This is a genomic window from Trichocoleus sp. FACHB-6, assembly GCF_014695815.1.
GTDB classification, from domain to species: Bacteria; Cyanobacteriota; Cyanobacteriia; order Cyanobacteriales; family FACHB-T130; genus Funiculus; species Funiculus sociatus.
In genome coordinates, this window is record NZ_JACJOY010000042.1 from 1 (window position 1) to 24,135 (window position 24,135).

At 43.8% G+C, this 24,135-nt stretch carries 17 protein-coding genes; 5 read left to right on the plus strand and 12 right to left on the minus strand.

Translation table 11 applies throughout. From position 1 onward, the window contains the following. Positions 1-106 precede the first annotated feature (106 nt). From H6F66_RS08090 to H6F66_RS08100, 3 genes are all read right to left on the minus strand, one after another. A complete protein-coding gene (locus H6F66_RS08090; RefSeq protein ID WP_190420040.1) occupies positions 107-367 on the minus strand; it encodes a transposase in 261 nt (86 codons plus the stop codon). Next, entirely contained in the window at positions 342-764 is a 423-nt protein-coding gene (locus tag H6F66_RS08095) for a hypothetical protein (protein ID WP_190420042.1), read from the minus strand. Before H6F66_RS08095 ends, H6F66_RS08090 begins: the two co-directional genes overlap by 26 nt. 145 nt (positions 765-909) lie before the next feature. Next, positions 910-2,529 carry a serine/threonine-protein kinase gene (locus H6F66_RS08100; protein WP_190420044.1) on the minus strand — a complete coding sequence of 540 codons (1,620 nt, stop codon included), beginning with the start codon at positions 2,527-2,529 and terminating at the stop codon, positions 910-912. Between the two features lie 404 nt (positions 2,530-2,933). On the opposite strand from H6F66_RS08100, the gene pheT reads away from it, so the two are divergent. From pheT to H6F66_RS08115, 3 genes are all read left to right on the plus strand, one after another. Then, positions 2,934-5,429: a phenylalanine--tRNA ligase subunit beta gene (pheT, locus tag H6F66_RS08105; RefSeq protein ID WP_190420046.1), complete on the plus strand. Its 2,496-nt coding sequence runs from the start codon at positions 2,934-2,936 to the stop codon at positions 5,427-5,429. Between the two features lie 67 nt (positions 5,430-5,496). After that, a complete protein-coding gene (locus H6F66_RS08110) occupies positions 5,497-5,766 on the plus strand; it encodes a YciI family protein (protein WP_190420048.1) in 270 nt (89 codons plus the stop codon). A gap of 450 nt (positions 5,767-6,216) precedes the next feature. After that, complete coding sequence (locus H6F66_RS08115) at positions 6,217-8,145, plus strand: alpha-amylase family glycosyl hydrolase (RefSeq protein ID WP_190420050.1); 1,929 nt, start codon at positions 6,217-6,219, stop codon at positions 8,143-8,145. A gap of 241 nt (positions 8,146-8,386) precedes the next feature. Here H6F66_RS08115 and ubiG read toward each other — a convergent pair whose 3' ends face one another. From ubiG to H6F66_RS08150, 7 genes are all read right to left on the minus strand, one after another. Next, a complete protein-coding gene (gene ubiG, locus H6F66_RS08120) occupies positions 8,387-9,145 on the minus strand; it encodes a bifunctional 2-polyprenyl-6-hydroxyphenol methylase/3-demethylubiquinol 3-O-methyltransferase UbiG (RefSeq protein ID WP_190420052.1) in 759 nt (252 codons plus the stop codon). Between the two features lie 492 nt (positions 9,146-9,637). Continuing rightward, positions 9,638-11,164 (minus strand): trehalase family glycosidase, encoded by a 1,527-nt coding sequence (locus tag H6F66_RS08125; RefSeq protein ID WP_190420054.1) that lies wholly within the window; start codon positions 11,162-11,164, stop codon positions 9,638-9,640. Positions 11,165-11,232: 68 nt separating this feature from the next. Continuing rightward, entirely contained in the window at positions 11,233-12,054 is an 822-nt protein-coding gene (locus H6F66_RS08130) for a class I SAM-dependent methyltransferase (protein WP_190420056.1), read from the minus strand. 172 nt (positions 12,055-12,226) lie between these two features. After that, positions 12,227-12,844 (minus strand): NUDIX hydrolase N-terminal domain-containing protein, encoded by a 618-nt coding sequence (locus H6F66_RS08135; protein ID WP_190420058.1) that lies wholly within the window; start codon positions 12,842-12,844, stop codon positions 12,227-12,229. A gap of 41 nt (positions 12,845-12,885) precedes the next feature. Beyond that, positions 12,886-15,672, minus strand: a complete 2,787-nt coding sequence (treY, locus tag H6F66_RS08140) for a malto-oligosyltrehalose synthase (protein WP_190420062.1) — start codon at positions 15,670-15,672, stop codon at positions 12,886-12,888. A 126-nt stretch (positions 15,673-15,798) separates the two neighbouring features. Beyond that, entirely contained in the window at positions 15,799-17,625 is a 1,827-nt protein-coding gene (gene treZ, locus H6F66_RS08145) for a malto-oligosyltrehalose trehalohydrolase (RefSeq protein ID WP_190420064.1), read from the minus strand. A gap of 308 nt (positions 17,626-17,933) precedes the next feature. Then, complete coding sequence (locus tag H6F66_RS08150; RefSeq protein ID WP_190420066.1) at positions 17,934-19,145, minus strand: TPM domain-containing protein; 1,212 nt, start codon at positions 19,143-19,145, stop codon at positions 17,934-17,936. A gap of 281 nt (positions 19,146-19,426) precedes the next feature. On the opposite strand from H6F66_RS08150, the gene H6F66_RS08155 reads away from it, so the two are divergent. Together H6F66_RS08155 and H6F66_RS08160 are read left to right on the plus strand one after the other, a co-directional pair. Further along, complete coding sequence (locus H6F66_RS08155; RefSeq protein WP_190420068.1) at positions 19,427-20,155, plus strand: LemA family protein; 729 nt, start codon at positions 19,427-19,429, stop codon at positions 20,153-20,155. A gap of 397 nt (positions 20,156-20,552) precedes the next feature. Beyond that, the gene (locus tag H6F66_RS08160) at positions 20,553-21,614 is read left to right on the plus strand and encodes a low specificity L-threonine aldolase (RefSeq protein ID WP_190420070.1); all 1,062 of its coding nucleotides are present in this window, start codon (positions 20,553-20,555) and stop codon (positions 21,612-21,614) included. A 168-nt stretch (positions 21,615-21,782) separates the two neighbouring features. Here the strand turns inward: H6F66_RS08160 and H6F66_RS08165 are convergent, their stop codons facing one another. Continuing rightward, a complete protein-coding gene (locus H6F66_RS08165; protein WP_199294872.1) occupies positions 21,783-22,520 on the minus strand; it encodes a dienelactone hydrolase family protein in 738 nt (245 codons plus the stop codon). Between the two features lie 210 nt (positions 22,521-22,730). Beyond that, on the minus strand, positions 22,731-24,056 hold the full coding sequence (locus H6F66_RS08170) for a hemolysin family protein (RefSeq protein ID WP_190420072.1): 1,326 nt from the start codon (positions 24,054-24,056) through the stop codon (positions 22,731-22,733). Positions 24,057-24,135: the final 79 nt, after the last annotated feature.

Sequence of the window (24,135 nt, forward strand, 5' to 3'; positions counted from 1 at the left end):
TATGCTAATTGTCAAACTAACCGCTTGCCAAGGCAAATAAATAGCCACCGCAAAGTGGAAAATTGAAAGTAGTTTTAGTTTATATATTTACCTTTTCACTACATATTTACCACCACCCAGTTGATGCTGCCAATCGGCATCGATAAAGCCTTTCTTTATCGCCGTAGATGGTGCAACCGCGAATCGAGTCAAATAAAGACTCAACAGCAACCCGTTCATCGGTGTTGGCAGGAACCAAATCGTAGGCAATTGGGATGCCATTCCAGGTAGTGAGCAAGGTCAATTTGTACCCAAAGTAGTACATTTGCCGTGCTGCACAATAGCCAGGAGCCGCAAAGCCTTTAAAAGTCACTTCTGGTTTTGTCACGCTTGAGTCCCAAGACAGGCAGTGGCTTGGTGTCTATCAACAGGTGAGTTTCACCCACTCCGCCCAACTCCACCACCCAACTGCGTCGCAACTGTTCTAGCATCCCATCAAGTTGTCTTAAGCGGCGGTTAAACTGGCTCTGGTCTAACAGATGGGGAAACCAACTAGCGTAATTGGCACGGATGAAACCGAGGAATTGCGTTTCTCCCGGAAATGGCAAATAGTCCATCAACAAGGCTAGGGTCAGCATCTCGCTGTCACTAAACCGAGGACGCACACCCGGATGAGCCATCTGAAGTGGTGCAATCTGCCGTTGATACCAATCGTCAACTAATACGAAAACGACAATCATCAAGTTAGGAAAGTCTATGCTAGTCATCGGAGAGATGAGTTTCATGGGTGGTACTTTGATTCTCAATCTCTCCCGTTCCTTTGTCTAATTCACATTAGACGTAATTAACTAAACTGACATTTTGTCACCTTATTTGAGCAGTCAGGAGGCGGTTGCCTCCAGCTTATTGCGAATAGTGCAAGATATCAGTTTACCAAAACCCTCGTTTCCCACTCGGTAGCACTGTTGCCCAATTCGTCTTCGCCTGCGCCAGCTGCTCCTCGGTAATTTTTGCCCCGGTGAGATTAGCACCGCACAGATTCGCCCCTCGGAGATTAGCATGGTTCAGATAAGCAAAGCTCAAATCTGCGCCGCGCAGGTCAGCTCCTTCCAAATTAGCAGTGCTAAAGTAAGCCCTGCCTAAATTTGCCTCCTTCAGAATTGCCCCAGTTAAACTCGCCCTACCAAAATCAGCATTAGACAGGTCAGCTCCCTGAAGGTTGGTTTTATTCAACTTTGCCTGATGAAAAATTGCTCCCGATAGATTGACCCGCTGAAGATTAAGCAAGCTCAAATCTTGCGAAGCAAAGTCTCTTCTACCTTTTGTGTAGTAATTTAGTACGCTGACTGCATCCAACTTCGCCGGAAGTTTCCCCTTAGAACCAGCAGTAGCATCGCTGTTTTTCAGCGTAGTCGTATAACCAGTACCAGGCAAAGCCCGACTATGAATACCGCCCCCCGTTTGCGGGTCATTCGCTTCTAACCTGGCTCGACGCGCTTTAATTGCCATAGCCAGCCGTTCTGAGGTTGACGTGCCAGCCGAAGGGGATGAGGAGTAAGTCGGAGCGCTTAAATCTCCAGTGTTGAAGCGGCCGCCTGGTTGTCGCTGCGGGGTAGCTTTCCCTGTGGTCAAGCCTTGAGCCAAAGTGTCGAGATAAGGTTCAAGGTCAAGCGCTCTCAACACTTCTTCGGCAGACTGATAGCGATGACGAACTGAAACCTCCAGCATTTTCTTGAGGACGTCGGTGAAATGAGGGCTAATATGAACGTGCTTTTGCCAGAGCATTTCGCCCGTTGTCGGATTGTAGTCTAAGTCTTTTGGCGATTTTCCGGTCAGCAGATAAATGCAGGTGACACCCAAAGCATACAAATCGCTGGCATAAACTGGGCGCATGGCCATCTGTTCTGGTGGGGCAAATCCAGGTGTGCCAATTGCGTAAGCTGTTAAAGCTGTTTGCTCAGAACTGCTTGCTGCCTGGTTGACCTGGTTTTTCACCGCTCCAAAGTCAATCAGAACCAGTTTGCGGTCTTGTTCGCGGCGAATCAAGTTAGCTGGTTTGATGTCTCGGTGAATTACCTGCTGGCTGTGGATATATTGCATCACAGGCAGGATTTCGCTCAAGAATTGCTTGACCCCAGCTTCGCTCAAGGGGCCAGATCCTTTCACTTCCTGCTGTAGAGTTAAGCCGCTAATATACTCCTGTACCAGATAAAACTGCTGATTGTCTTCAAAGTAGTCCAATAGGCGAGGTACCTGGGGATGATTGCCAATCTTTCCCAGGGTTCGTGCCTCTCTTTCAAATAGCTCGCGTGCCATTTGTAAGACTTGGGCTACAGTAGTTGCTGGTCTCAGTTGCTTGATGACGCAACTTGGCTCACCAGGCAGAGACTCATCATGAGCTAAGAAGGTAGCTCCAAAGCCTCCTTGCCCTAAGGCGTCCAGCACTCGATAGCGCTTTCTCAGCAGGAGTTTGGAACCACACGCCCGACAGATTTCGGCGTGTGTGATGTTTTGAGGACTAGGACAAGCGGGATTAAGGCAGTAGCTCATTCAGACTCACCGGGATGCTGCAACCGGATATTGCTACCCTAACTTAAATTATCCAGGCATTAAAGGACAATAAGAATGTTGATTATACGGACAATTCTTTAAAGAGTGCCTGAAGATGGTTTATCTTCCTATAAAGAATTTGCTAAGAGGGGGTAGCTGCAAATTTCAGGATGTTTTTCCATCATTGCAGAAGAGGAGGTATAAAAATGTAATCAAACCAACGGGCTAATAAAGTATAGGGTGCATGGCAACAAGAACTGTTTCCATTTCTTTGATAGCACACCCGGAAGCACTCTTAGGTGAATGGTTTTACCCTTCAAACTGAATCAAGATAAGGGAATGAGGGTAGTTATAGGGTTGAGCGGTAAAATGATCGGGGTGAACTAGGTAAAAACATAGAGTAAATGCGTATCTCTCTCAACTGGCTGCGAGAATTAGTTGATTTGACGATGACCCCAACCCAGTTGGCGGACACGCTGACTATGGCTGGGTTCGAGGTGGAAGACATTGAAGACCGCCGGACTTGGGCGGATGGGGTGGTGGTGGGGAAAATTGTGGAGATTCAACCCCACCCGAATGCGGATAAGCTCCGGGTCTGTACTGTGGATGTGGGGGCAGCGTCTCCTTTGAATATCGTCTGCGGGGCATCGAATGCGCGGGCTGATATTTATGTGCCTGTGGCAACTGTGGGGACTTATCTGCCTGCTGTTGAGTTGAAGATTAAACCGGCAAAACTCCGGGGTGTACCTTCTGCTGGGATGATCTGCTCTTTGGCTGAGTTGGGTTTGGCGAAGGAATCGGCTGGAATTCATATTTTTGAGCTGGAGAATCCGCAGTTGGGTAGCGATGCGCGATCGCTTCTCGGTTTAGATGATGTAATTTTAGACTTGACTTCTACGGCGAATCGTGCTGATGCTCTGAGTATGGTGGGCGTGGCGCGGGAGGTGGCGGCGCTGACTGGTGCGACTCTCCGACTACCAGAAGTTGGCTCTGTATCTATCCCAGAGGGAAGTGCAGGTCTAAATGTGCGAATTTCAGAGCGGCAAGCTTGCCCCGCCTATATTGGGACGGTAATTGAAAAGGTAAAAATTGCGCCTTCTCCGGCGTGGTTGCAGCAGCGATTGCAAGCGGCTGGGGTGCGCCCAATTAACAATGTGGTGGATGTTACTAACTACATTTTGCTGGAATGGGGTCAGCCGCTACACGCATTTGATCGCGATCGCTTACAACAGATTGCAGGGGGCGACACCCTGACTATCGGCGTGCGCTTTGCTAATGGGGGGGAATCCCTGAAAACGCTGGATGGGCAAACTCGCACCTTGCAACCCCAAAATCTGCTGATTACTGCCAATGACAAGCCTGTGGCCTTGGCGGGGGTGATGGGCGGTGAGGAAACAGAAGTTTATCAGGGTACTGAGAATTTAGTTTTAGAAGCGGCTTTGTTTGACCCGGTAGCAATTCGACGATCTGCTCGCAGCCAGAATTTAAGGACGGAGGCCTCTGGACGCTACGAACGGGGGGTGAATCAGGCAGAATTGGCGGTGGCTTGTCAGAGGGCGATCGCGCTTTTGACTCAGTTCGCTAGTGGCACCCCTGTGGCTCAGGAAGTTGCCGACACTCGTCCTGACCCTTCAGCTTGGATGCGTTCGATTGAGCTGCGTCTTGACCGGATAAACCAGGTTCTAGGGCCTGTAGAGTTGGGAGATGCTACTGGTGAAATTCAACCGGAAGATGTGCAGCGGATCTTGACTGCGCTGGGATGTGAAGTATCGCTGGTGACTGGGGAAGGGAGACAAGGGAGTCCTAATTCCCAATCCCCAATTCCCAATTCCCAATCCCCAGTCTGGATGGTGAAAGTACCACCCTATCGTTACCGAGACTTAGAGCGGGAAATTGACTTGATTGAAGAAATCGCCCGTCTTTACGGCTACGATAATTTCTGCGACACTCTGCCAGATAAAACTGAACCTGGGTATCTTTCCTCCGACCAAATGCTGACGCGCAAGCTGAGGGAAGCTTTGCGGGGAGCAGGATTGACAGAAGTAATGCACTACTCTTACTCGGTGGCGAAGACGGAGGACGATCGCGAGGTAGCGATCGCTAATCCTATGTTTGCAGAATACTCATCGCTGCGAACTGAGTTGGTATCTGCCTTAATTAATGCTTTCCAGTACAATCTGGAGCAAGGCAACGGTTCCTTGAACGCCTTTGAGATTGGTCGAGTATTCTGGCGGGAAGAGGACGGACTAATAGAAGCTGACTCGGTGGCGGGAATTATCGGCGGCGACCCCACTCAAGGTACTTGGACGCGGGGAGGCGCATTACAACCGATGACTTGGTTTGAAGCCAAGGGAGTGCTGGAAAGTTTGTTTGCACGGCTGGGAATGCCTGTAGAATATCAACCAGACCGACGCGATCCGCGCCTGCATCCGGGACGCACAGCTTCTTTGTGGTTGCAGGGTGATCGTTTGGGTACGTTTGGGCAACTGCATCCCCAGATGAGGCAACAGCGGGGTTTACCAGATGCTGTCTACGTTTTTGAGATGGATTTGGATGTGGTCTTAGACTATCTGGATCGGGATGAAAACCTGATACCTGTGTTCAAACCTTTCTCGACTTTCCCCGGTGCTAACCGGGATTTGGCTTTATTTGCCTCGACTAAAATTTCTGTAGCGGAAATTAAACGAGCGATCGCGTCTGCTGGCGGTGCTTTACTGGAATCGGTGGAATTGTTTGATGAATATCGCGGTCAAAATGTCCCAGAGGGACAGCGAAGTTTGGCGTTGCGGTTAGTTTACCGCGCCAGCGATCGCACTCTCACCGATGAAGATGTCGAACCCGTACATCAAAAAATTCGAGAAGCACTGGTCGAGAAATTTAGTGTCAGTCTGAGAAGTTAAGTTTTGGTAATGGCTAATTATTTATATTAGCCATTAGCAATTAACCATTAGCCATTAGCCATTAGCCATGACTAAATATGTGATGTGGGGAAGTTATTGCGAGGATGTTTTAGAGAAGCGATCGCCTTATCGCCAAGCACATCTAGACGGTCTTGCAGCCCAAAAAGAATCCGGTGTTTTAATTACCATTGGCCCTACTAAGGATCTCACCAAAGTCTTTGGTATCTACGAAGCCGAAGACGAAGCCACTGTCCGCCAGTTAATCGAAGCCGATCCTTACTGGCAAAACGGCATTTGGACAGAATACGATGTCCGCGAATGGATTCAAGCTTTTTAAATACAGGACTTACGCAGTTAATTAGTGAATGCCTGATTCTGCTGTAGGGGCATGGCAATGCCCCTACAACGTGTTGATGTGCGTAAGCCCTAAAATAGTCTTTCGCTAGTGCGTTCACCCTCCTATGGTGGCGCTACGTAAACAAAGCCTGCGTAAAGCAGGCTTTCAAGGTTTTAATCCGCGCAGGCGGACAAAAGTTTCTGTAGCCGCAAATTACATTCACAGGAGCTTTTTTCAATAAAGTTTTATTTAAACGCTGCAATATTTTGGGCAATTAATGTTATTTAACCCAAATACACAATTATTTCCAAAACTGAATTCCAATACCATATTTTTACAATTTCTGAACACTGTCTTAAGGCAGATATACAAAAAAGGACATATCTCGTTAAATTTAAAAAACGTCTATCGCAAGGCTAGACTCTTACTCTTACAGTACTACTAAAATTTATGGTATCAACTCCTCCATCTCAAGCTTCATCAAGTCAATATGAAGTTACCGATCCAAAAGCAGAAGTTGAAGTTATAGTCTCCGAAACTAAATCAGACAGCGAAATAGATTTAGAATTTCTTTATACCAGAGATATTGAATTTCGCCAAGAAACCATTTATTTTATCGTTGTAGACCGCTTTTATGACGGTGATCCTGACAATAGCGAAGGACCCAACCCTGAACTTTTCGACTCAGAAGCAAAGGATTGGGGAAAATATTGGGGTGGAGATTTACAGGGAATTATTGATAAACTCGATTATTTAAAAGATATGGGAGTTACAGCACTTTGGCTGACTCCCTTATTCGAGCAAGTTGAAGCATTGTTTGTTGAACAAGCCGCAATTCATGGCTACTGGACAAAGGATTTTAAACGCATCAATCCTCGCTTTATTGGCAAAGATGAAGAACCTTCACTCAACAAAACTCAAGAAACCAGAAATACGACTTTTGATAAATTAGTTACTGAATTACACGCCCGAAAAATGAAACTGGTGCTGGATATTGTGTGTAACCACAGCAACCCAGATTTCAGCGGTAAGAAGGGTGAACTCTACGACGATGGAGTGAAAATTGCTGATTTTAATGATGATAAAAATGGGTGGTATCACCACTATGGTGAAGTAAAAAACTGGGAAGATGAGTGGCAAGTTCAAAACTGCGAACTGTCTGGTTTAGCCACCTTCAACGAAAATAATGTCGAGTACCGCAACTACATTAAATCCGCAATTAAGCAATGGCTAGACCGGGGAGTTGATGCTTTGCGGGTGGATACCGTTAAGCATATGCCTATCTGGTTTTGGCAAGAATTTAACGCTGATATTGTAACCCACAAGCCGGATGTTTTCATTTTTGGCGAGTGGATTTTTAGCGATCCTCGAAGTGAGCTTTCAGTGGAATTTGCCAATGAGTCTGGGATGACAATTCTAGACTTTGGTCTTTGTTTAGCAATTCGAGCAGCTTTGGCGCAAGGCGCTGAAGGTGGATTTCACCTGATGCAGGATGTTCTAGATTTGGATCATCGCTATTACGGGGCGACTGAGTTGATTACATTTATTGATAATCACGATATGCCCCGATTCCAGTCTTTGAATCCCAATCCAGAGATGCTCAGGGTAGCGATCGCTTTCATTATGACCTCTCGCGGCATTCCCTGCATCTACTACGGCACAGAACAGTATCTCCACGACGATACAAACGGCGGTAATGACCCCTACAATCGCCCCATGATGACTCAGTGGGATACCAATTCACCCCTTTATCGAGATATCCGGTTACTCTCAGGTTTGCGACGACTAAATCCTGCGGTATCTATGGGAAGTCAGTGGCAAAAATATCTGACACCTGATGTTTATTGTTACGTTCGTCGTTACCGAGATTCTATACTTTTTGTGGCGATGAATCGTGGTGAAGCTGTTAAGCTGGAATCAGTTGATACAGAGTTACCAGAAGGAGAACATGCCGATATTTTGTCGCGGCGCAAATTTGAAGTTAAAGACGGAGAGTTACAAAACTTAGAACTAGAAGCACAGGATGTAATTGTCATCAGTCACGTTGGGGAACGCATCAAAGGGCAAACCATTGTGCGAGTACAACTCAATGCTGTAGAAACAAAGCCTGGAGAAACTGTTGTGGTAATGGGAGATTGTCCGGAGTTAGGTAATTGGGATATATCCAAAGCTTACCCTCTGGAATACATCAACACTAACACTTGGTTTGGGGAAATTCCCTTTAACGAAAGTGCTGGAAAGTTGATTACTTATAAATACGCGCTGTGGCGTGAAGGTCAGTCACCATTACGCGAAAATAACGTCGGTCGTCGTTGGGTTATTGCCAACGAAGGGACAGTAAAATGGCGCGATAAATGGGCGACAGGACGCGAGTCTTAACAAGATAAAGAGTAAGAGGCAAAAAGGCAAAAAAAGGTACATTTGCTACTTAGAACGATTACCTTAGCATACCTTTTCTCGTTCTCAGGCTGTGGTCTGGGAACGCATGAATAAAGCTCTGTCTCTCGTTTCCAATCCAAACAGATTTCAGCTCAAGAGGAGGCTGGAGCCTCCTCTTTCATTTCCAGTTCTGGGAATGAGAGAGAAAGTAGAAGAAAACCCTATTCCCTCAGCCTTAGCATCATAGCTTAACAGCTTTGCCGATATAGCATACAGAAGTGTCATCGTTAATTTGGATGTTAAATAACTCTGCCCTGTCCCCATGTCTGCGACTATTTAACCCTTTAAATACCATATCTCTTAGCGTTTTAAAATTAGTGCCATCAGTCAGATCAAACCCTTTAATTTCAAGATTTTTGAAACCGGTTGTTTCCATTAAATCAATTAATTCATCGGGTTTAATAAATTTATTCCAGTCGTGAAGCCCTCGCGGTATCTGCTTTAAAATATCCTCCAAAAGCCAAATCATTATCACTTTTGACTTAAAAGTTCTGTTGATTGTATCAAATAAAAACATCCCATTTCTCTTTAATACTCTGTAAGCTTCTGAGATAACTTTTTCCAAATCAGCGATATGCTCTAAAACATCAAAACACACAACGGCATCAAATGTATTCTCCTCATAAGGGAGGTCTTCAGCAGTTCCCCATTTGTAGTCAATTAATAGGCCGCTCTTTTGGGCGTGTTCTTGTGCTGCTTTAATTGAGGTGAAAGATAAATCTATACCAGATACATTAGCTCCTCGCTTGGCTAGGAATTCGCAGGCTAATCCACCTCCGCAACCCACATCCAAAACTTTGAGTCCTTTCCAATTGGGGACATAGCTATTAAAAAATTCAAACCTAGATTTGTTTAAATGGTCAGGCAGATATAATACCTCATCTTCCTTCCACCATTTATCAGCATTCAAGTTATAGTATTCCAAATCATTTTTAATCATGGTCTATCCCCTGTTCTACCTCAATTTCTCAATCTACAGCTCTAATCAAAGCGGTTAGCTGTAGATTGTTAATTGTTATGCTGATGAAAACGCGATCGCAGAGCGTTGCGTTTCCAGCACTGCCTTAACAAACACTTTGTTTATATAATTTCAAGTTAGCTACTAATGTTGGTGGCTTGCTTGTACCTGAAGACTTGATTTATTGTTAAATCAGTCGGTTACAAGTTATACACGCTGCTGGTATTTAGTTTGTAAAGATAAAGACATACGCAGTGAAGGCAGGGTTGGCTAATGCAGAGTAAGTATTTTTCTTAGTAATAAATAACTACCCTTTATAAAATTTTTTAGCTTCTTTTCCTAATAGACAGAAGCTTTTCTCTATCTTCAGAAACTCCCTTCAGGGAAAGGCGCGATCGCACCTTTCTTGAAAAGGAAACAAAAAACAACGCAGAGAAATATTTAACTCTGCGTCCCTTTGCGTACCGAGAGGTTTTAATCCAAAATGGCTAATAGTTCCAGAAAAACTGCATTTGTCCAACCAAAACCAATTTCATTGGAACTGTATCCGAAATGAATTTCATCGGAAACATCGGCTGAACAGTTATAAACGTCATATTTCTCTAGGAGTGTTCCAGTTCTTTCAAACTCTTGAACTAACAAAGATATAAAGTTTCGCGCTAAACGTTTAGCATCTTCTTCGTAACCATATCGTAGCAATCCTTGAACTGCAATTAATTGTAATGGTGCCCAACCAAAAGGAGCATCCCATTGACTTCCGGTGACACGGGTGCTGGTGAGTAATCCTCCGGGGGCCTCGAAGTCGGGCAAATTTTCTACAACTCTTTTTGCTTGTTCTTCGGATGCGATACCCGCCCACAAAGGATAAAATGTTGTAGCAAATTCATAGTTGCGACGTTTGCCAGTGTGAAAGTTGTAATCAAAGTACAGTCCGGCTTCTTCATCCCAAAGAAATTTGTCAATTAATTGGCGGCGGGATGCAGCGCGATCGCGCCATTGATGGGCAATTTCTTTGTATCCTAAAATATCGTTAATTTCTGCTGTATCTTCCTCCATTTTGTAAATCAAAACGTTCAGGCAAACGGGAGCATAATGAATAATATCTACATTGAAAGGGCCAAAACGATAAGATGGATCAAAGCCAGATTCTCTCATTGTCCTGTCGCCTTTGTAGAACAAATCAGTTAAGCGATCGCTCTCTCGGTCGTAATACAAACTAACATCATAAGCTTCGACTTCAAATTTACGATAATATTCTCGTACCCGGTCATAATGAGTTCTTCCCTCCTCATCCCGTTCGGAAATCAGCACTTCTGGGGCTGGCCCTTCACCTAAAGCAAAATAGCGAGAAAGTCCTGTCGCCTGATTCAAGTGTGGTGGCAAAGTCCAGTAGTAATAAAAACTTTCTGTTGCTGACAATACAGATTGCAGCCACTCCTTATCCTGAGTGTGCTGATAGAGTGCTAGAATCATTGGTGTTAATAAAGGTGGCTGCGATCGCGTCAGCATATACGTCCGATTTGCATTTAAAATCGTCCCGTAATGTACAATTTCATATATTAACTGTTCCACCAAACTTTTAGCTAATTCCAGTTCTCCATCTTGTAGTAATCCTAATTGAATGAAATAACTATCCCATCCGTACATTTCATTAAAGCGACCGCCAGGAACTACATATTCATGAGGTAAATAGAGCAACCCATGTTCTTCAATTTGCTCAACTTCTGCTGGTAAAGTTCTAATTTCGATTTGATTAAATTCTTCCTGACTGAGGACTTTTCGTAGAGATGCTTCTATTTGCGATCGCTCTTCTTTTGGCGATATATATATAGGCCACTTTTTCCCTGGAAAATGGTCAATTTTCGGATCGCGGGCAGCATCTAAAATATGTTCGTGAGAACGAGATAGTGTCTTCCAAGTTTCCTTGATATAGACTCTCACTGCCTTGATTTTTTCGGGAGATAGGAAGGTTTCTTTTTGAGTTAAATCTTGACTATTCACGGTTTATCCTTAACTTTTAATATTTCTTGTAGCGTGGGCATTCTGTCCGCCCTGCGGCGGAAGTCTACTCACTTTCGAGCTAGTACAAAGAAAGTTGTAATATCATTCCATATTCCTTGGTCTGTTGCTAACACCTCAACTTCTGCCATGTATTCCGCCTCAAATTGTTTTAATTTTTGGAGTTCCATCTGCAACACCGGATTACCGCCAGGAGTCTTCCAGTTTTCTTTCCATGCCTGTGCCACATGACTGCGATTAAGATAGGCACCAAACTGCTCAATTTTGACTTCAATATCTACAAATCCTGCCTCTTGTAACATTTTGTGACACTTAGCAGGGCTACCAAGCGGTTCTTTCACATCTGAAATAAAAATGCCATATTTTTGAGCTATTTTTTTAATCAGTGCATATGTAGTAAAGGATGTGTCAGAAAAAGTAGAAAATACTACTACCCCACCTTTTTTTAGAAAACGATGCCACAAGCGTAAAACACCAGGTATGTCAGTAAACCATACTATCGCTGAAGAACATAATATCGCATCAAAGCTATTATTACTGAAGTTTAACTTGTCGGCATCTGCTTCAATAAGTTCTATATTCTGCAAACCTTCGGCATCAATTTTTTGTTGCGCTTGACTGAGCATTCCTGTGGAAATATCCACCCCAATTACTTTGCCTTCAGGAGCAACGATTTTTGCAGCAGGGATGGCAACTAAACCAGTACCAGTTGCCACATCAAGTATTTTTTGACCGTTGTGTAGCTGAAAAATTTCAAGCAGTCGATTAGCAAGACGAGGGTGAAAATCACTTTCTTTATCGTAATTAGTTCTCCCATTGAAGAAAGCAGCCAATTGCTGCTTGAAATTATCTTTTTCCGCCTGACTGAGCATTTAAGATATTCTCCTCAATTTGGTTGAGAAACTGTTTTTTTTTGTACTCAGTTGTTGCGTGGCTAATAAGTAAAACCACAGGAAAATATTTCTAGGTTTCCCAAATTAACAACGTAGCATTAGCTATGAGTGATTTGGATGCTCCCATCATCTAAAGGGTGGTTAAATGCTCCTAATCAAAGGCTGTAGGCCAATCTGGATGTCGAGAATACTCGAAGACTTTGGCTATCTGAGTAGGCGTAACGCGACTGAGAGATAACTCTGGAATTTCGTTTTCAGCAAAGAATGCCACTTCACTTGTCTCTATACTCAATGATGGAGAGCCGCTCAATAGCTCGCACTGAAAAAAGAGTTTGTAAACATACTCTGGAATGGGTGGATGTGGGTGTCTGTTTCTGTCATAGACAGCCAATAATTTGACAGCGCGAGTATGAAATCCAGATTCTTCATACACTTCTTTTTCAATACACTCACTGGGACTTTCGCCCACATCAGCCCATCCACCAGGTAGCGTCCAACCACCATCCGAGCGTTCTTTAACCAACAAGAGAGTATTATCTTGAAATACGGCTCCTCGTACATCAACTTTAGGAGTGGCATATCCTACTTCACCTGCAAAAAGATTGAGGACATATTGTGGATTTCCCTCTGAATAAGTAGCCACTATCTCAGCAGCAATCTCGCGGATCAACTTGTACCGCTCAATGTCAAAAGGGTTTGTAGTGTATGTCAGACCCGTTTGAGCGATCGCTTGTAGTTTCTTTGCCCATTCAAGCCACTTCAGATCCACAATATTTTTCCTTTTTATTTTTTTACGATTGTACGATTGCTTTAGCTAAGAAGTAAAGCCACAGGAAAGTATTTCAAGGCATCACCAATCAACACTGTAGCATTAGCTTTGATTGATTGGGATGCGATCGCATCTTTCCACTCAGACGGCATTCCTTGCGCCAACTCAATCCGGGTATCATCCCATTGTTCGCCAAGCGGATATTCTCCTTGCTTGACAACACTTGTCAGGAATCGTGGCGCAATAGTAATTGCCACACTATTTTCATACTTCCTCGCAAAAGCAACAATACAATCTTTAAACTTTCCAACTACCTCTAGAGGCAAATAATCCCCTTCTTTGAAGAGTTCAAAATTTTGTTTTCTCGCCTCTAGGATTCTAGCGGTTAGGAAAAGCTTAACCCTGCCATCTTCCTTATTTGCCAACAAATCCTCAATCAACTTCAAGATATCTGTATGCGCTTTTTCTTTAATGTCTTTCAAAAACCCTAACCGTCGCTCAAAATCAACCGGACGACGGTTATCAGGGTCTACCAAACTCAGCTCCCATAATTCTGTTCCTTGGTAAAAATCAGGTACGCCAGAAGCCGTTACTTTCAGGAGTGTTTGTGATAGTGAATTGAATATTCCATAATAAGATATCAACTTTTGAAAAGGCAGAAATTCCTGCAAAAATTGATTATCTTCCGACGGCTTCATTACCTCTTCAATAAAGGCAACAAAACCATTTTCATAATCGGTGTCTGGTCTAAGCCAAGCTGTATGCACCTTAGCTTCTCTGACAGCCTTAATCGCATACTCTTTCACCCGCTCCACAAATTCTGGCAGTTCGCTCTCCTCAAACGGGAAAGCCCCAACAAGCGTCTGGTAAAACAAGTATTCATCATTCTTCTCAGGAACAGTCCGACTATCCAATTTACGCTTTTTAGAGGCGTTAATCTCGCTCCAAGTTTTTACCTGTTTTTCCCACACTTCGGGAATTTCTGAAATCACATTAATTCGCGTCCTGACATCTTCACCGCGTTTGGTGTCGTGAGTTGCGGTAGCATTCATTTTATAAGGCCAGCGTTCTTGCTGCCTTTTATTAAACTCGTGAAAGTCTGCAACTGTAATTCCAAATTGGCTAGGATCGCCGCCTACTTCATTGAGCGATATCAGGCGGTTATACACATATAAAAGTGTATCCTCAATTCCTTTCGCCATCAGCGGCCCAGTTAACTGCTGAAGCCGCATTACAAAGTGACGCTGTAACTCTTTTTGTTCTGGGGTTACAAACTCTTCATCTTCCAGAAGAAGTAACTTTTCGATGTAATTAAGTTCCTTTAAAAGCAGTGGGACTTGCTCTTTGGCTTTTTGGATAACTTCCTTGACGTAGGAGCGATCGCTTTCTCTCAAACCCTCTTGATTGATGTAAGTTCGATACACTGGGAAGAGTGTTAGCACCTCCGTCAAAGCTCTTTGTAGACCGTGCTGGGTAAAATCACTCCCTACTCTGGAATGACCCGAAACTCTTTTCAACAGGTAGGCTAAATTATCTACATCCCCTGCCATATTCCTCTCTACAATCAGCTTCTTTTTATCCCGGAAAAGCTGCTCATAGGGAGCTTCAAAACCCGTCAATCTGGAATAAATTTCTTTTAGCTGCTGTTCGCTTTCAGTTTTACAGAAAATACCGTTAACGTAGTTTAAGAAATCATAGCCACTGGTTCCCTCAATCGGCCAGTAATTAGGCAAATCTTCTTTATGTTCCAGAATTTTTTCCACGGTGATGTAAACATCTCCGGTTTTGTCTCTGAGTCTTTGCAGATACTCGGTTGGATCGTAGAGTCCGTCTATGTGGTCAATTCTGAGTCCGGTTATCTTTCCTGATTCAATTAATTGACCGATTAAAGTATGAGTTTTATGGAAAACTTTTAGTTCTTCAACCTTAACAGAAATCAACTCATTAACAGTAAAAAATCTTCTGTAGTTAAGTTCTTCCGCTCCTACTTTCCAGAAAGAAAGACGATAAAACTGTTCTGAAAGTAAACTATCTAAAGGATTAAAACTTTCAGGCTTGCCCTTTTCTCCATTAAAAAACTCTATGTTGCTGTCAATAAATTCTTTGACTTCCGGATTTTGCGTATAAAGTTCCCAAAGCAGTCCTTTAACAAAAGCTATCTGGTCGTATCTTTCTTTCCCTCTTGGTTCCTCAGAAGGATTTTTAAGCAGATAAAGAATACCAAGTAGTTTTACGAAATCTGGATGATACCTTCCCAACGCTTTAGTTAATTTACCCAAATTAAGAGTGACAAACTTAGCATAAGATTCTATTTTTACGGGTAGTCTCAGGCTATAGTAATTAACGCTTAGTCCAGAGTGATCATACTTTAATTGAATTTCGCCATTTTCCAAGCAATCTCCATAATAATTTCCTAGTAGAGGCGTAAGCACTCTTCCTCTGATAGCTTCATAAGGGTGATTCCATTCAATGTCGAAGTAGTCGAAAGATTCGGAATTAGAACCATTTTCCATCACGTCCATTAACAACTGGTTTTGGCTATCATAAGCCATATGATTAGGCACAATATCTTGCACCCATCCCATGTCGTAATGCTGTACTTCATTCACCAGCGCTTCAAAGTTTTCTTGTGTTCCTAGTTCAGGATTTATTTGGTTAGGATCAACGACATCATAGCCGTGAGTGCTGCCTTGTCTGGCTTTAAAAATAGGCGAAGCATAAAGATCAGAAATTCCTAATTCAGCCAGATAAGCAATGATTTTTTTTGCTTCTTCAAATTTAAAACTAGAATTGAATTGAAATCTATATGTTGCTGTTGGAATCCGCATGATTGAGTTTTTACTCCTAAATAACCTGTTCGATTAATCCTCGTTACCAGGCTCAGCCTAGTAACGAGAACGGTAGAGACTCTGCCTCCCAACTGCATTCCCAGGCGACTGCCTTGAAGAATTGCGTTATCCTGCTATTTCGTAGAGGGCGAGACTTTGGGGTTTGATTGTCAATTCTTTATCTAGTGTGAGTTTATCAGGTAATGTGGAACCAGAACCCATCCACTTTGTATCAGCAGAATCTAACATCTTTTGCCAGTTGCCACTCGGCGCAGGAGGCGTAAAAGCGACATCTTTATCGTTAAAATTCATAATGCAAAATATCTGACTATCATCATTCCATCGCCGCAGGAACAGGATTTTATCCGATTCTACGCTGGATACTTCTAGACTTTTCTTATCCAGCTTTCTTAATGCTGGAATTGTCCGACGTAGCTGAAGTAGTTGTTGATAGAATTCCCACAAAATTTTGTGTTTTCCTTCTTTTCGTTGTTCCCAGTTAAGCTGGCACTTATGGAAGGTGTCAGGACTCTGGGGGTCTTGCATCTCGCCTCGTCCGGCAAATACTTTAAATTCTTCTTCTTTACTCTTGCGGATGGCTTCAATTAAGTCTTGGTCTGAGTGACTAACAAAGTAGAAAAAAGGTGCTTCTTCACCGTATTCTTCCCCCATGAAAAGAAAGGGAATGAAGGGAGAAAGAAAGACAGCACCAGCAGCAAGCTTTAGCCCTTCAAGAGAAACAAGCTTAGATAATCTTTCCGCCAGAACGCGATTTCCTATCTGGTCGTGAGTCTGGGAAAAGACAATGAATCGATATCCGGGTTCCTCTTTAGAATTACTACCATAACGGCGTTTTCTATGAGGGGCGTACTGTCCGGAATAAACAAAGCCTTCGCGGAAGGATTTTTCTAGTTGTTCAATCTTGCCAAAATCTTGATAATACCTGTCATTTTCTCCTGTTAGTAAGGTGTGTAGTGCGTGATGGAAATCGTCATTCCACTGGGCATCTATTCCACATCCACCTACTTCTTTGGGTCGAATTACTCGAACATCATTTAAATCGCTTTCGGCTGTTATATAACATTTACGGCCATTAGCTTGAGAAAATTCATCAACTAACTCTGCTAGTTCCTCTAAAAAGTGTTTAGCACCCAAATCGTAGATGCCTTGGATTGCATCTAATCTCAAGGCATCTACGTGATATTCTCTAAGCCAGAAAAGGGCGTTTTCTAGACAAAAATTCCTCACCCCGTCGCTATATTTATCATCCAAATTCAAAGCGTCTCCCCAATGACCATGATATTTGGATGTGAAGTAGGGGCCAAATTCAGATAGGTAATTTCCTTCAGGCCCAAGGTGGTTATAGACAACATCGAGAATTACTGAGATCCCATGTTGGTGACAGGCATTGACGAGTTTTTTGAATCCTGCCGGGCCACCATAAGAATCCTGTGCAGCAAAGAGATAAACGCCATCGTATCCCCAGTTCCTTTCACCTGGAAATTGGGCAATTGGCATAATTTCAATGGCATTAATTCCCAAATCTCGCAAGGTACTAAGTCGGGGAATCATTGCCTCAAAGGTGCCTTCTGGGGTGAAGGTGCCAACGTGCAATTCATAGATTATCGTTTCATCTAGGGGTATGCCAGACCAATTAGTATCATCCCAGGCGAAAGTATTGGTATCAATTACTTGAGAAGGGCCATGTACTCCCTGTGGTTGAAATTTTGAGGCAGGGTCTGGTCTATCTTTGTTTCCTTCAAGTTTATAGAAGTAAAGCGTTCCTGGTTCAATGCCTGATGCTTTTACTTTCCAATAGCCTTCCTCATCTTGTTGCATGGGAATGAGACGTTGTTCTGGAGCAACAATTTGTACGGCTACTTCTTTGAGAGTGGGAGACCAAACGGTAAATTCACAATTTCCGTTGCCCAAGTAACAAGCGCCAATTCTCACTTTAAATTAGCCTCACTGTTAATAAACACCTGGCTTTTTAAGAAAATGCACTGGCATTATTCAAGCCTAATTTTATAGGTAAATTGAATAATACCAGTACCCACAATTTTTCCTGTGACAGTTATTAGATTATTCAGAATTTAGCCTTTTACACATCAGGATTTTTAAGATTATTCTGAATTCTAGCTTCTGGCTCTTAACTGCTGAAGTTTTAAATAATAACCGTTCCAAGGATATATTTAATTTTGGTTACGCAGACCTGCCATAAGGTGTATTTTTTTGCTCTTGGCAAGGTGCAACAGATCCTTTTACCAGCTGCCGCCTGCACCGCCGCCGCCGCTACTCCCGCCGCCGCCACTACTTCCGCTGCCGCCACTACTTCCGCTGCTGCTGCTACTTCCGCTGCTAGGGGGTGGCGGTGGTGGAAGGCGAGGGATAATTTCTTCTTCCTCCCGATGATCGGAACAATATTGGCAGTCGTAAGTAATCAGGCGTATACCATCAGAAAAAGTTGTAGCGTGCCTAAGAGTTTTTTCGTTGCGGATGACTGTGTATTCTTGACACTTGGGGCAATTGCTAAATTCACCTAAGTTGTTAATATCGGCGCGGATATGAAAGGCTGGTTCGCTGAGAGTTTTACTACAGGTTGGACACTGCCAAGCTTCAAATTGGATGCTGCCAATATTTTGTGCAACTTGCTCGCCTTTACTCAAATAAGGTAACAATAAATCTGGCTTTAAGTGTTGCAACGGTTGTTTGCAATTAGCACAATGAAAACGTCCGGGAAACCAACTGTCACTTTGCGATCGCCCTTTCGGTTCGATGTACACTGGACGGCGAGATAGGGTATACGCGATCGCGCCTATCCCGCCTATCCCGCCTATCCCCGCTAACAACCAACCGGGTATACCAGCGTTATCGTTTTTACTCGGTGCATCAGCGTTATAAGCTGCTTCGGGTACGTTCGTGTTAGGAGAAGTTGTAGACGGTTCATTTGTTTGCAAAGCTACAATTATCGCTTTGGTTCCAGCCAGCGTACCGCCATCAAAATTGTTTTCTTTGAATCTTGGGGTGATTTCTTGTTGGATAATGCTACCCGCTTTTGCATCCGGCAATAGGGATTCTACGCCGTATCCAGTTTCAATTTCTACTCGGCGATCGCCCTTAGAAATTAACAACAACACGCCGTTATCCTGTCCCTTTTTCCCAATTTTCCAGCGATTAAACAGGGATGTTGCAAATTCTTTGGGTGTAGCAGAAGGTGCTGTTTCTGCCACTGTCACAACGGCAATTTCACTGCCATTTTCAGCTTCTAACTTGGAGATAATTTCGTTGATTTGTGCTTCCGTCTGGGGAGTCAACACCTGCGCCATATCTGTCACCCAACCGCCATTTACTTGTCGGGGGTTGGGAACTTCTTCTACTGTTATGGCTAAACTCTGCGGTGCGAAACCTAGAATTGCGACACTCAAGCCGCACGCGCACAAACTTTGCTTTAGTTTAAGTGCTACCGATTGCATAAGTGCTTTCTTTTCACGCCTGTTGTTAGGTATGCTTTTCTCCGCCGATTATCTCATTGTATCAACTCCTCTGTTCTACTTGTCTTTCCTTTGCGTCGTTGCAGTTCATTCTTTTTTTTAGTATATCTTTAGATAGTAGAGAATAGGTAGAATAGCATCTAATACTAAAAATGTTGAAAAAAATTAACTGCCAAGACGCACTAGCTCTCGCCATGCGCGTTAGGGTTATAGAACGTTAAGGAAGAGAAGAAGTTTTAAGTTAATTATATTTATGTAAATTTATGAACCAATCAAACCCTAATATTCCTGAAGAAATTGCACCGGAAGTTTTGGAAATTGCTTCTCGCTTGTATGCAGAGAAAAATCAAAGTTATTCGATGCAAGAATTAAAAGAGGCGGGTGCAGAGGTAGACATTCCACCAGAGTTTATTGAACAAGCGGTACAAGAGGTACGCCAAAGAAGGATACAAGAAGAAAAGCGACAAAAAAGGCTGAAGATAATTGGCGCTGCTGTGGCGGGCGCGATCGCACTCTGGGGAATCGTGACTTACAATATTCTTTCCGGTGCTGAATCTAGAGTAGATGCAGCCCAGGCGCAATTAGAAAATCAGCTTTCTCGACGTGCCGATTTAATTCCTAATTTAGTGAGCATTACTCAAGCTTACGCTAAACAAGAATATCAACTTGCAGATTTACTAACAAAATCTCGACAAAACTATCTGCAAGCTGATACTTCCACAGAAAAAGCCGCCGCGGCGGCAGAAGTTTCTCAAGCTATAGAACGTTTCCGAAGTTATGCGGCTAAAAATCCTCAGTTGCAATCTTCTCAAGCTTTTATTAATTTACAGTATGAGATAGCAGGAACAGAAAATCGCATTGCTGTTGAAAGGATGCGTTATAACCAAACTGTGCAAAATTACAATCAGAAAGTTAACCAATTTCCTAATGTTTTGTTAGCCCCGATTTTTGGGTTTAAGACAAAGCAATTTTTTCCAGCAAAAGCTACATAACAATTCAAGGGTTGGGTGCAATACATCTGTAGGGACATGGCAATACCATGTCCTTACCAAGGTAGCGCGAACGTCAGAACCGCGATATATTCCACCCAACTTGAGAAACGCTATAGCAATCCTAAATGATTCGTGAACCCCTGTAGGGACACGGCACTGCCCCGTGTCCCTATACCAGGGCGAATACTCGTTCACAACTTAAATAGGGTTGCTATATAATACCCAATTTGTAGCCGCACCTTTTAGGGTATCGGCTACACAAATTATCGTCCGGATGGTGCGCGGACTTTATTAAGACGTTCCCTTGGCAAGTTTTGTTTGTGTAGCCACAGACTTAATGTGGGGATTTCGGCAGAGATGGTTAGCATAGAAATAAGTATAGGTAAACATAAGAAATATGAACTTTTGCAGCGATAATGTCAGCGGAGTTTCGCCGGAAATCATGGAAGCAGTAGTTGCTGCCAATGAAGGTGCAGCTATGCCCTATGGTGATGATGAATATACTCAGCGCTTGTCAACACAGTTACAGGAATTATTTGAAACAGATTTAATTGTTTTTCCCGTAGCAACGGGTTCTGCTGCTAATGCCCTCGCATTGTCTGTAATGACACCACCTTTTGGGGCAATTTACTGCCACAGTCAATCCCATATTAATGTCGATGAATGCGGCGCACCAGAATTCTATACTGGGGGTGCGAAATTGGTGACACTTCCAGGCGCAGATGGCAAAATTTACGCTGCTGACTTGGCAAATGTGCTAAATAAAGCTGGTGCTGGCGTTGTGCATCACGTACAACCCGCTGCTGTCAGTTTGACTCAGGCAACTGAAGCGGGATGTGTGTATAAACCAGAGGAAATTTCTCAAATTGCCGAGATTGCCCGTACCCATAATTTAGGATTACAAATGGATGGGGCGCGTTTCGCTAATGCTGTGGCGAGTTTGGGCTGTTCTCCTGCCGATATTACTTGGCGAGTTGGGGTAGATGTGCTGTCGTTTGGGGCGACTAAAAATGGCGCGATCGCAGCGGAAGCAGTGATATTTTTTAATCAAGAATTGGCAAAAACTTTCGGCTATCGTCGCAAACGCAGCGGACATTTATTTTCCAAAATGCGGTTCCTGTCAGCACAGTTAAAAGCTTATATTAAAGATAATTTGTGGTTAAAGAATGCTGCTCATGCTAATAAACTGGCTCAAAAATTAGCCCAGAATTTAGCAGCTTTGCCTGGGGCAAGATTGTGTCACCCAGTTGAGGCGAATGAAATTTTTATCGAGTTGCCAGAGTCAGTTATTCAAGGTCTTCTCGCTGATGGATTCCGATTTTATCCTTGGGAGGAGGAATCTAAATCTACGGTGCGGTTAGTGACTGCTTTTAATACAAAACAAGAGGATGTCTCTGCTTTTATTGAGGCAGCACAAAAGTATTGTGAGAAGGCGAAAGAAGGAGTTTATGTATCTTGAAGATGTAGGGCGATATTTTAGGTAGCCTATCATATCTATATTATTTATGAACTCCTCCCTTTCCTCCTACGTCCTGGTGAAAGCTTTCACAGATAATAGTTGACAGATAATATTGCCATTACTCCCGGTATTATTTGACTTACCGCACCGAATCACAACGAAAACAATTCAGACATTGTTCTTGGCACCATCCGAACTAGCTTTAATTTCTAAACTCTCCTTCAGCTTCTCTACAATCCACTGGCGAACTTCCTGATGAACTTCTTCGGCAACTTCATCAAGACCATGATCGGCACCATCGTAGAGGATGAGGTGCTTGGGTTCGCGGCTGAGGCTGTAGATGTACTGTGAACAGGACGGTGAAAGCACCTTGTCGCGTTTACCGTGAATCAGCAAGATTGAGCATCGTGGTGCTAACTGGGAAGCAGGCGCAGCACCGTAGCTTTGGCTGGCGAGTGTCACGATGCTGCGAACAGCTTGGGAGAGGAAAGCCGCTTGAATAACGACAGCACCGCCAAAGGAGTGACCTATCAAAGCAACGGTATCAATACCTTCGCTTTCTAGATAGCTGATGCCTGCCAGAACGTCGAGAACTGATTCCGCAAGTATTGTGGGGTGCCGGAATCGCACTCTTAAAGAAGCGATCGCTTCACCGGTGAGTTCTTGGCACAACTGGGGATACAGCCCCTTGGCTGGTGTATCCCAACCACCGCCAACACCGCCGACGTAAATAGCACCGCACTTCGCACCATCCACTGGGTAGTAGCGACACTCTACCTTGCCACGGCTTGTCACCAGTGCGATTGGGTAATAGTCTTCTTGAATCGCTCCCACTTCCAGACCACTAACTACCATCTCGAAGGGATCGTCTTCATCGTCTTTGACATTATTCTTTGTGTGTAGCATCAATTATTATATTCCCTAAAGCTTTTATGCAAAGTAAAACACCCTTTCCTATTTCATTGCACTAATTAATACAGCTTGGCTCCTTCTATCCCTGGGCTGGAATTTTCAATGGCTAATTTAAGTGAGCTGTTATACATTAGACTCCTAGTCAAAGATGCCTGCACTTAGTACAAGAAATTTGCAAAATTAGGATGATACCCTAACTATTAATTAATCGCCAGATTCAGAATCAATTGATTCTGTGGGTATGGGCATCACTAGGACTTTATCAACTCGGTTGCCATCCATATCCATTACTTCAAAGCGGAACCTGTCTAATTCAAAATGGTCGGCAGCAGTAGGAATTTTCCCTAGATGCGTCATTACGAAGCCGCCCATTGTGTGATAGTTACCCTTTTGTTCTCCAGGCAACTCCTCGATGTCTAACAGTTCAAACAATTCTTGCACAGGCAACATCCCATCCACCAACCACGAACCATCCTCACGTTGTACGATTGGGGGATCTTCTGCCTCATCGGCTGAGGGAACGTCACCAACGATTTCTACAAAGATGTCGTTGAGAGTGAGCAATCCCTGAGTGACACCGTATTCGTCTACAACTAGCGCCATGTGAGTGCCAGTTTGCTTGAACAACTCTAGGACTTTCAATCCTCCCATGCTTTCTGGCACAAAAACGGGCTGTTGCAAGGAAACTGTCAGGTCAAGCGGTTGTCCCGATAGACTGCGGGCTAATAAGTCTGAGACTGGAATCACGCCCAGAACGTGGTCAAGGCTATCCTGGCAGACTGGAAATCGAGAATAGGTACTATTTATAATCTTTTGTTGGTTTTCGTCTGGGGAGTCTTCCAAATCGAGCCAGGTAATATCCGGTCGAGGTGTCATCAAGGCGCTTACGGGTTTGTCTCCTAAGCCAAAAACTCGCTCTACCATGTCTTGTTCGGCTTCCTCAAAGGTTCCCGCTTCGGTGCCTTGCTCGATCAAGTCTGTGATATCTCTTTCTGTAACCAATGGCTCTGTGGAGGGTTTGATGCCCAACATCCGCACCACCATATCAGTAGAAGCGCTCAATACATAAACGATCGGGGAAGCAATGGCAGCTAACATCCGCATTGGGATAGCAACGGCAGATGCAATACGTTCTGGGTAGTTTAACGCCAAGCGCTTCGGCACCAGTTCGCCAATAATCAGCGTTAGATAGGTAATGATCAAAATGGCGACCGCGGATGCGATCGCTTCTTTATATGGTGCTAACCAGGGGATTAAACCTAACGCAGGTACCAGTCTTTTAGCGATCGTTCCTTCGCCAAAAGCACCGGACAGAATGACAATCAGGGTAATCCCCACCTGAACGATAGCTAGAAATTGATTCGGAGCATTAGCTAGTTCCAACGCAGCACGAGCTTTGATATCTCCCCGATCGGCCAGCTGTTGCAGTCGTATTTTCCGTGCGGAGACGATCGCCAACTCTGACATAACAAAGATGCCATTGAGGATGGTAAGCAGGAAAATAATTAGAATTTCGGTTGTTGGGGACATTTGTATTTGTAATGCCAGTAGTATTGGCTAACGGTGCCTAAGATGGACGCCAGCTTTGTATGGGAACATGGGTTCCCCG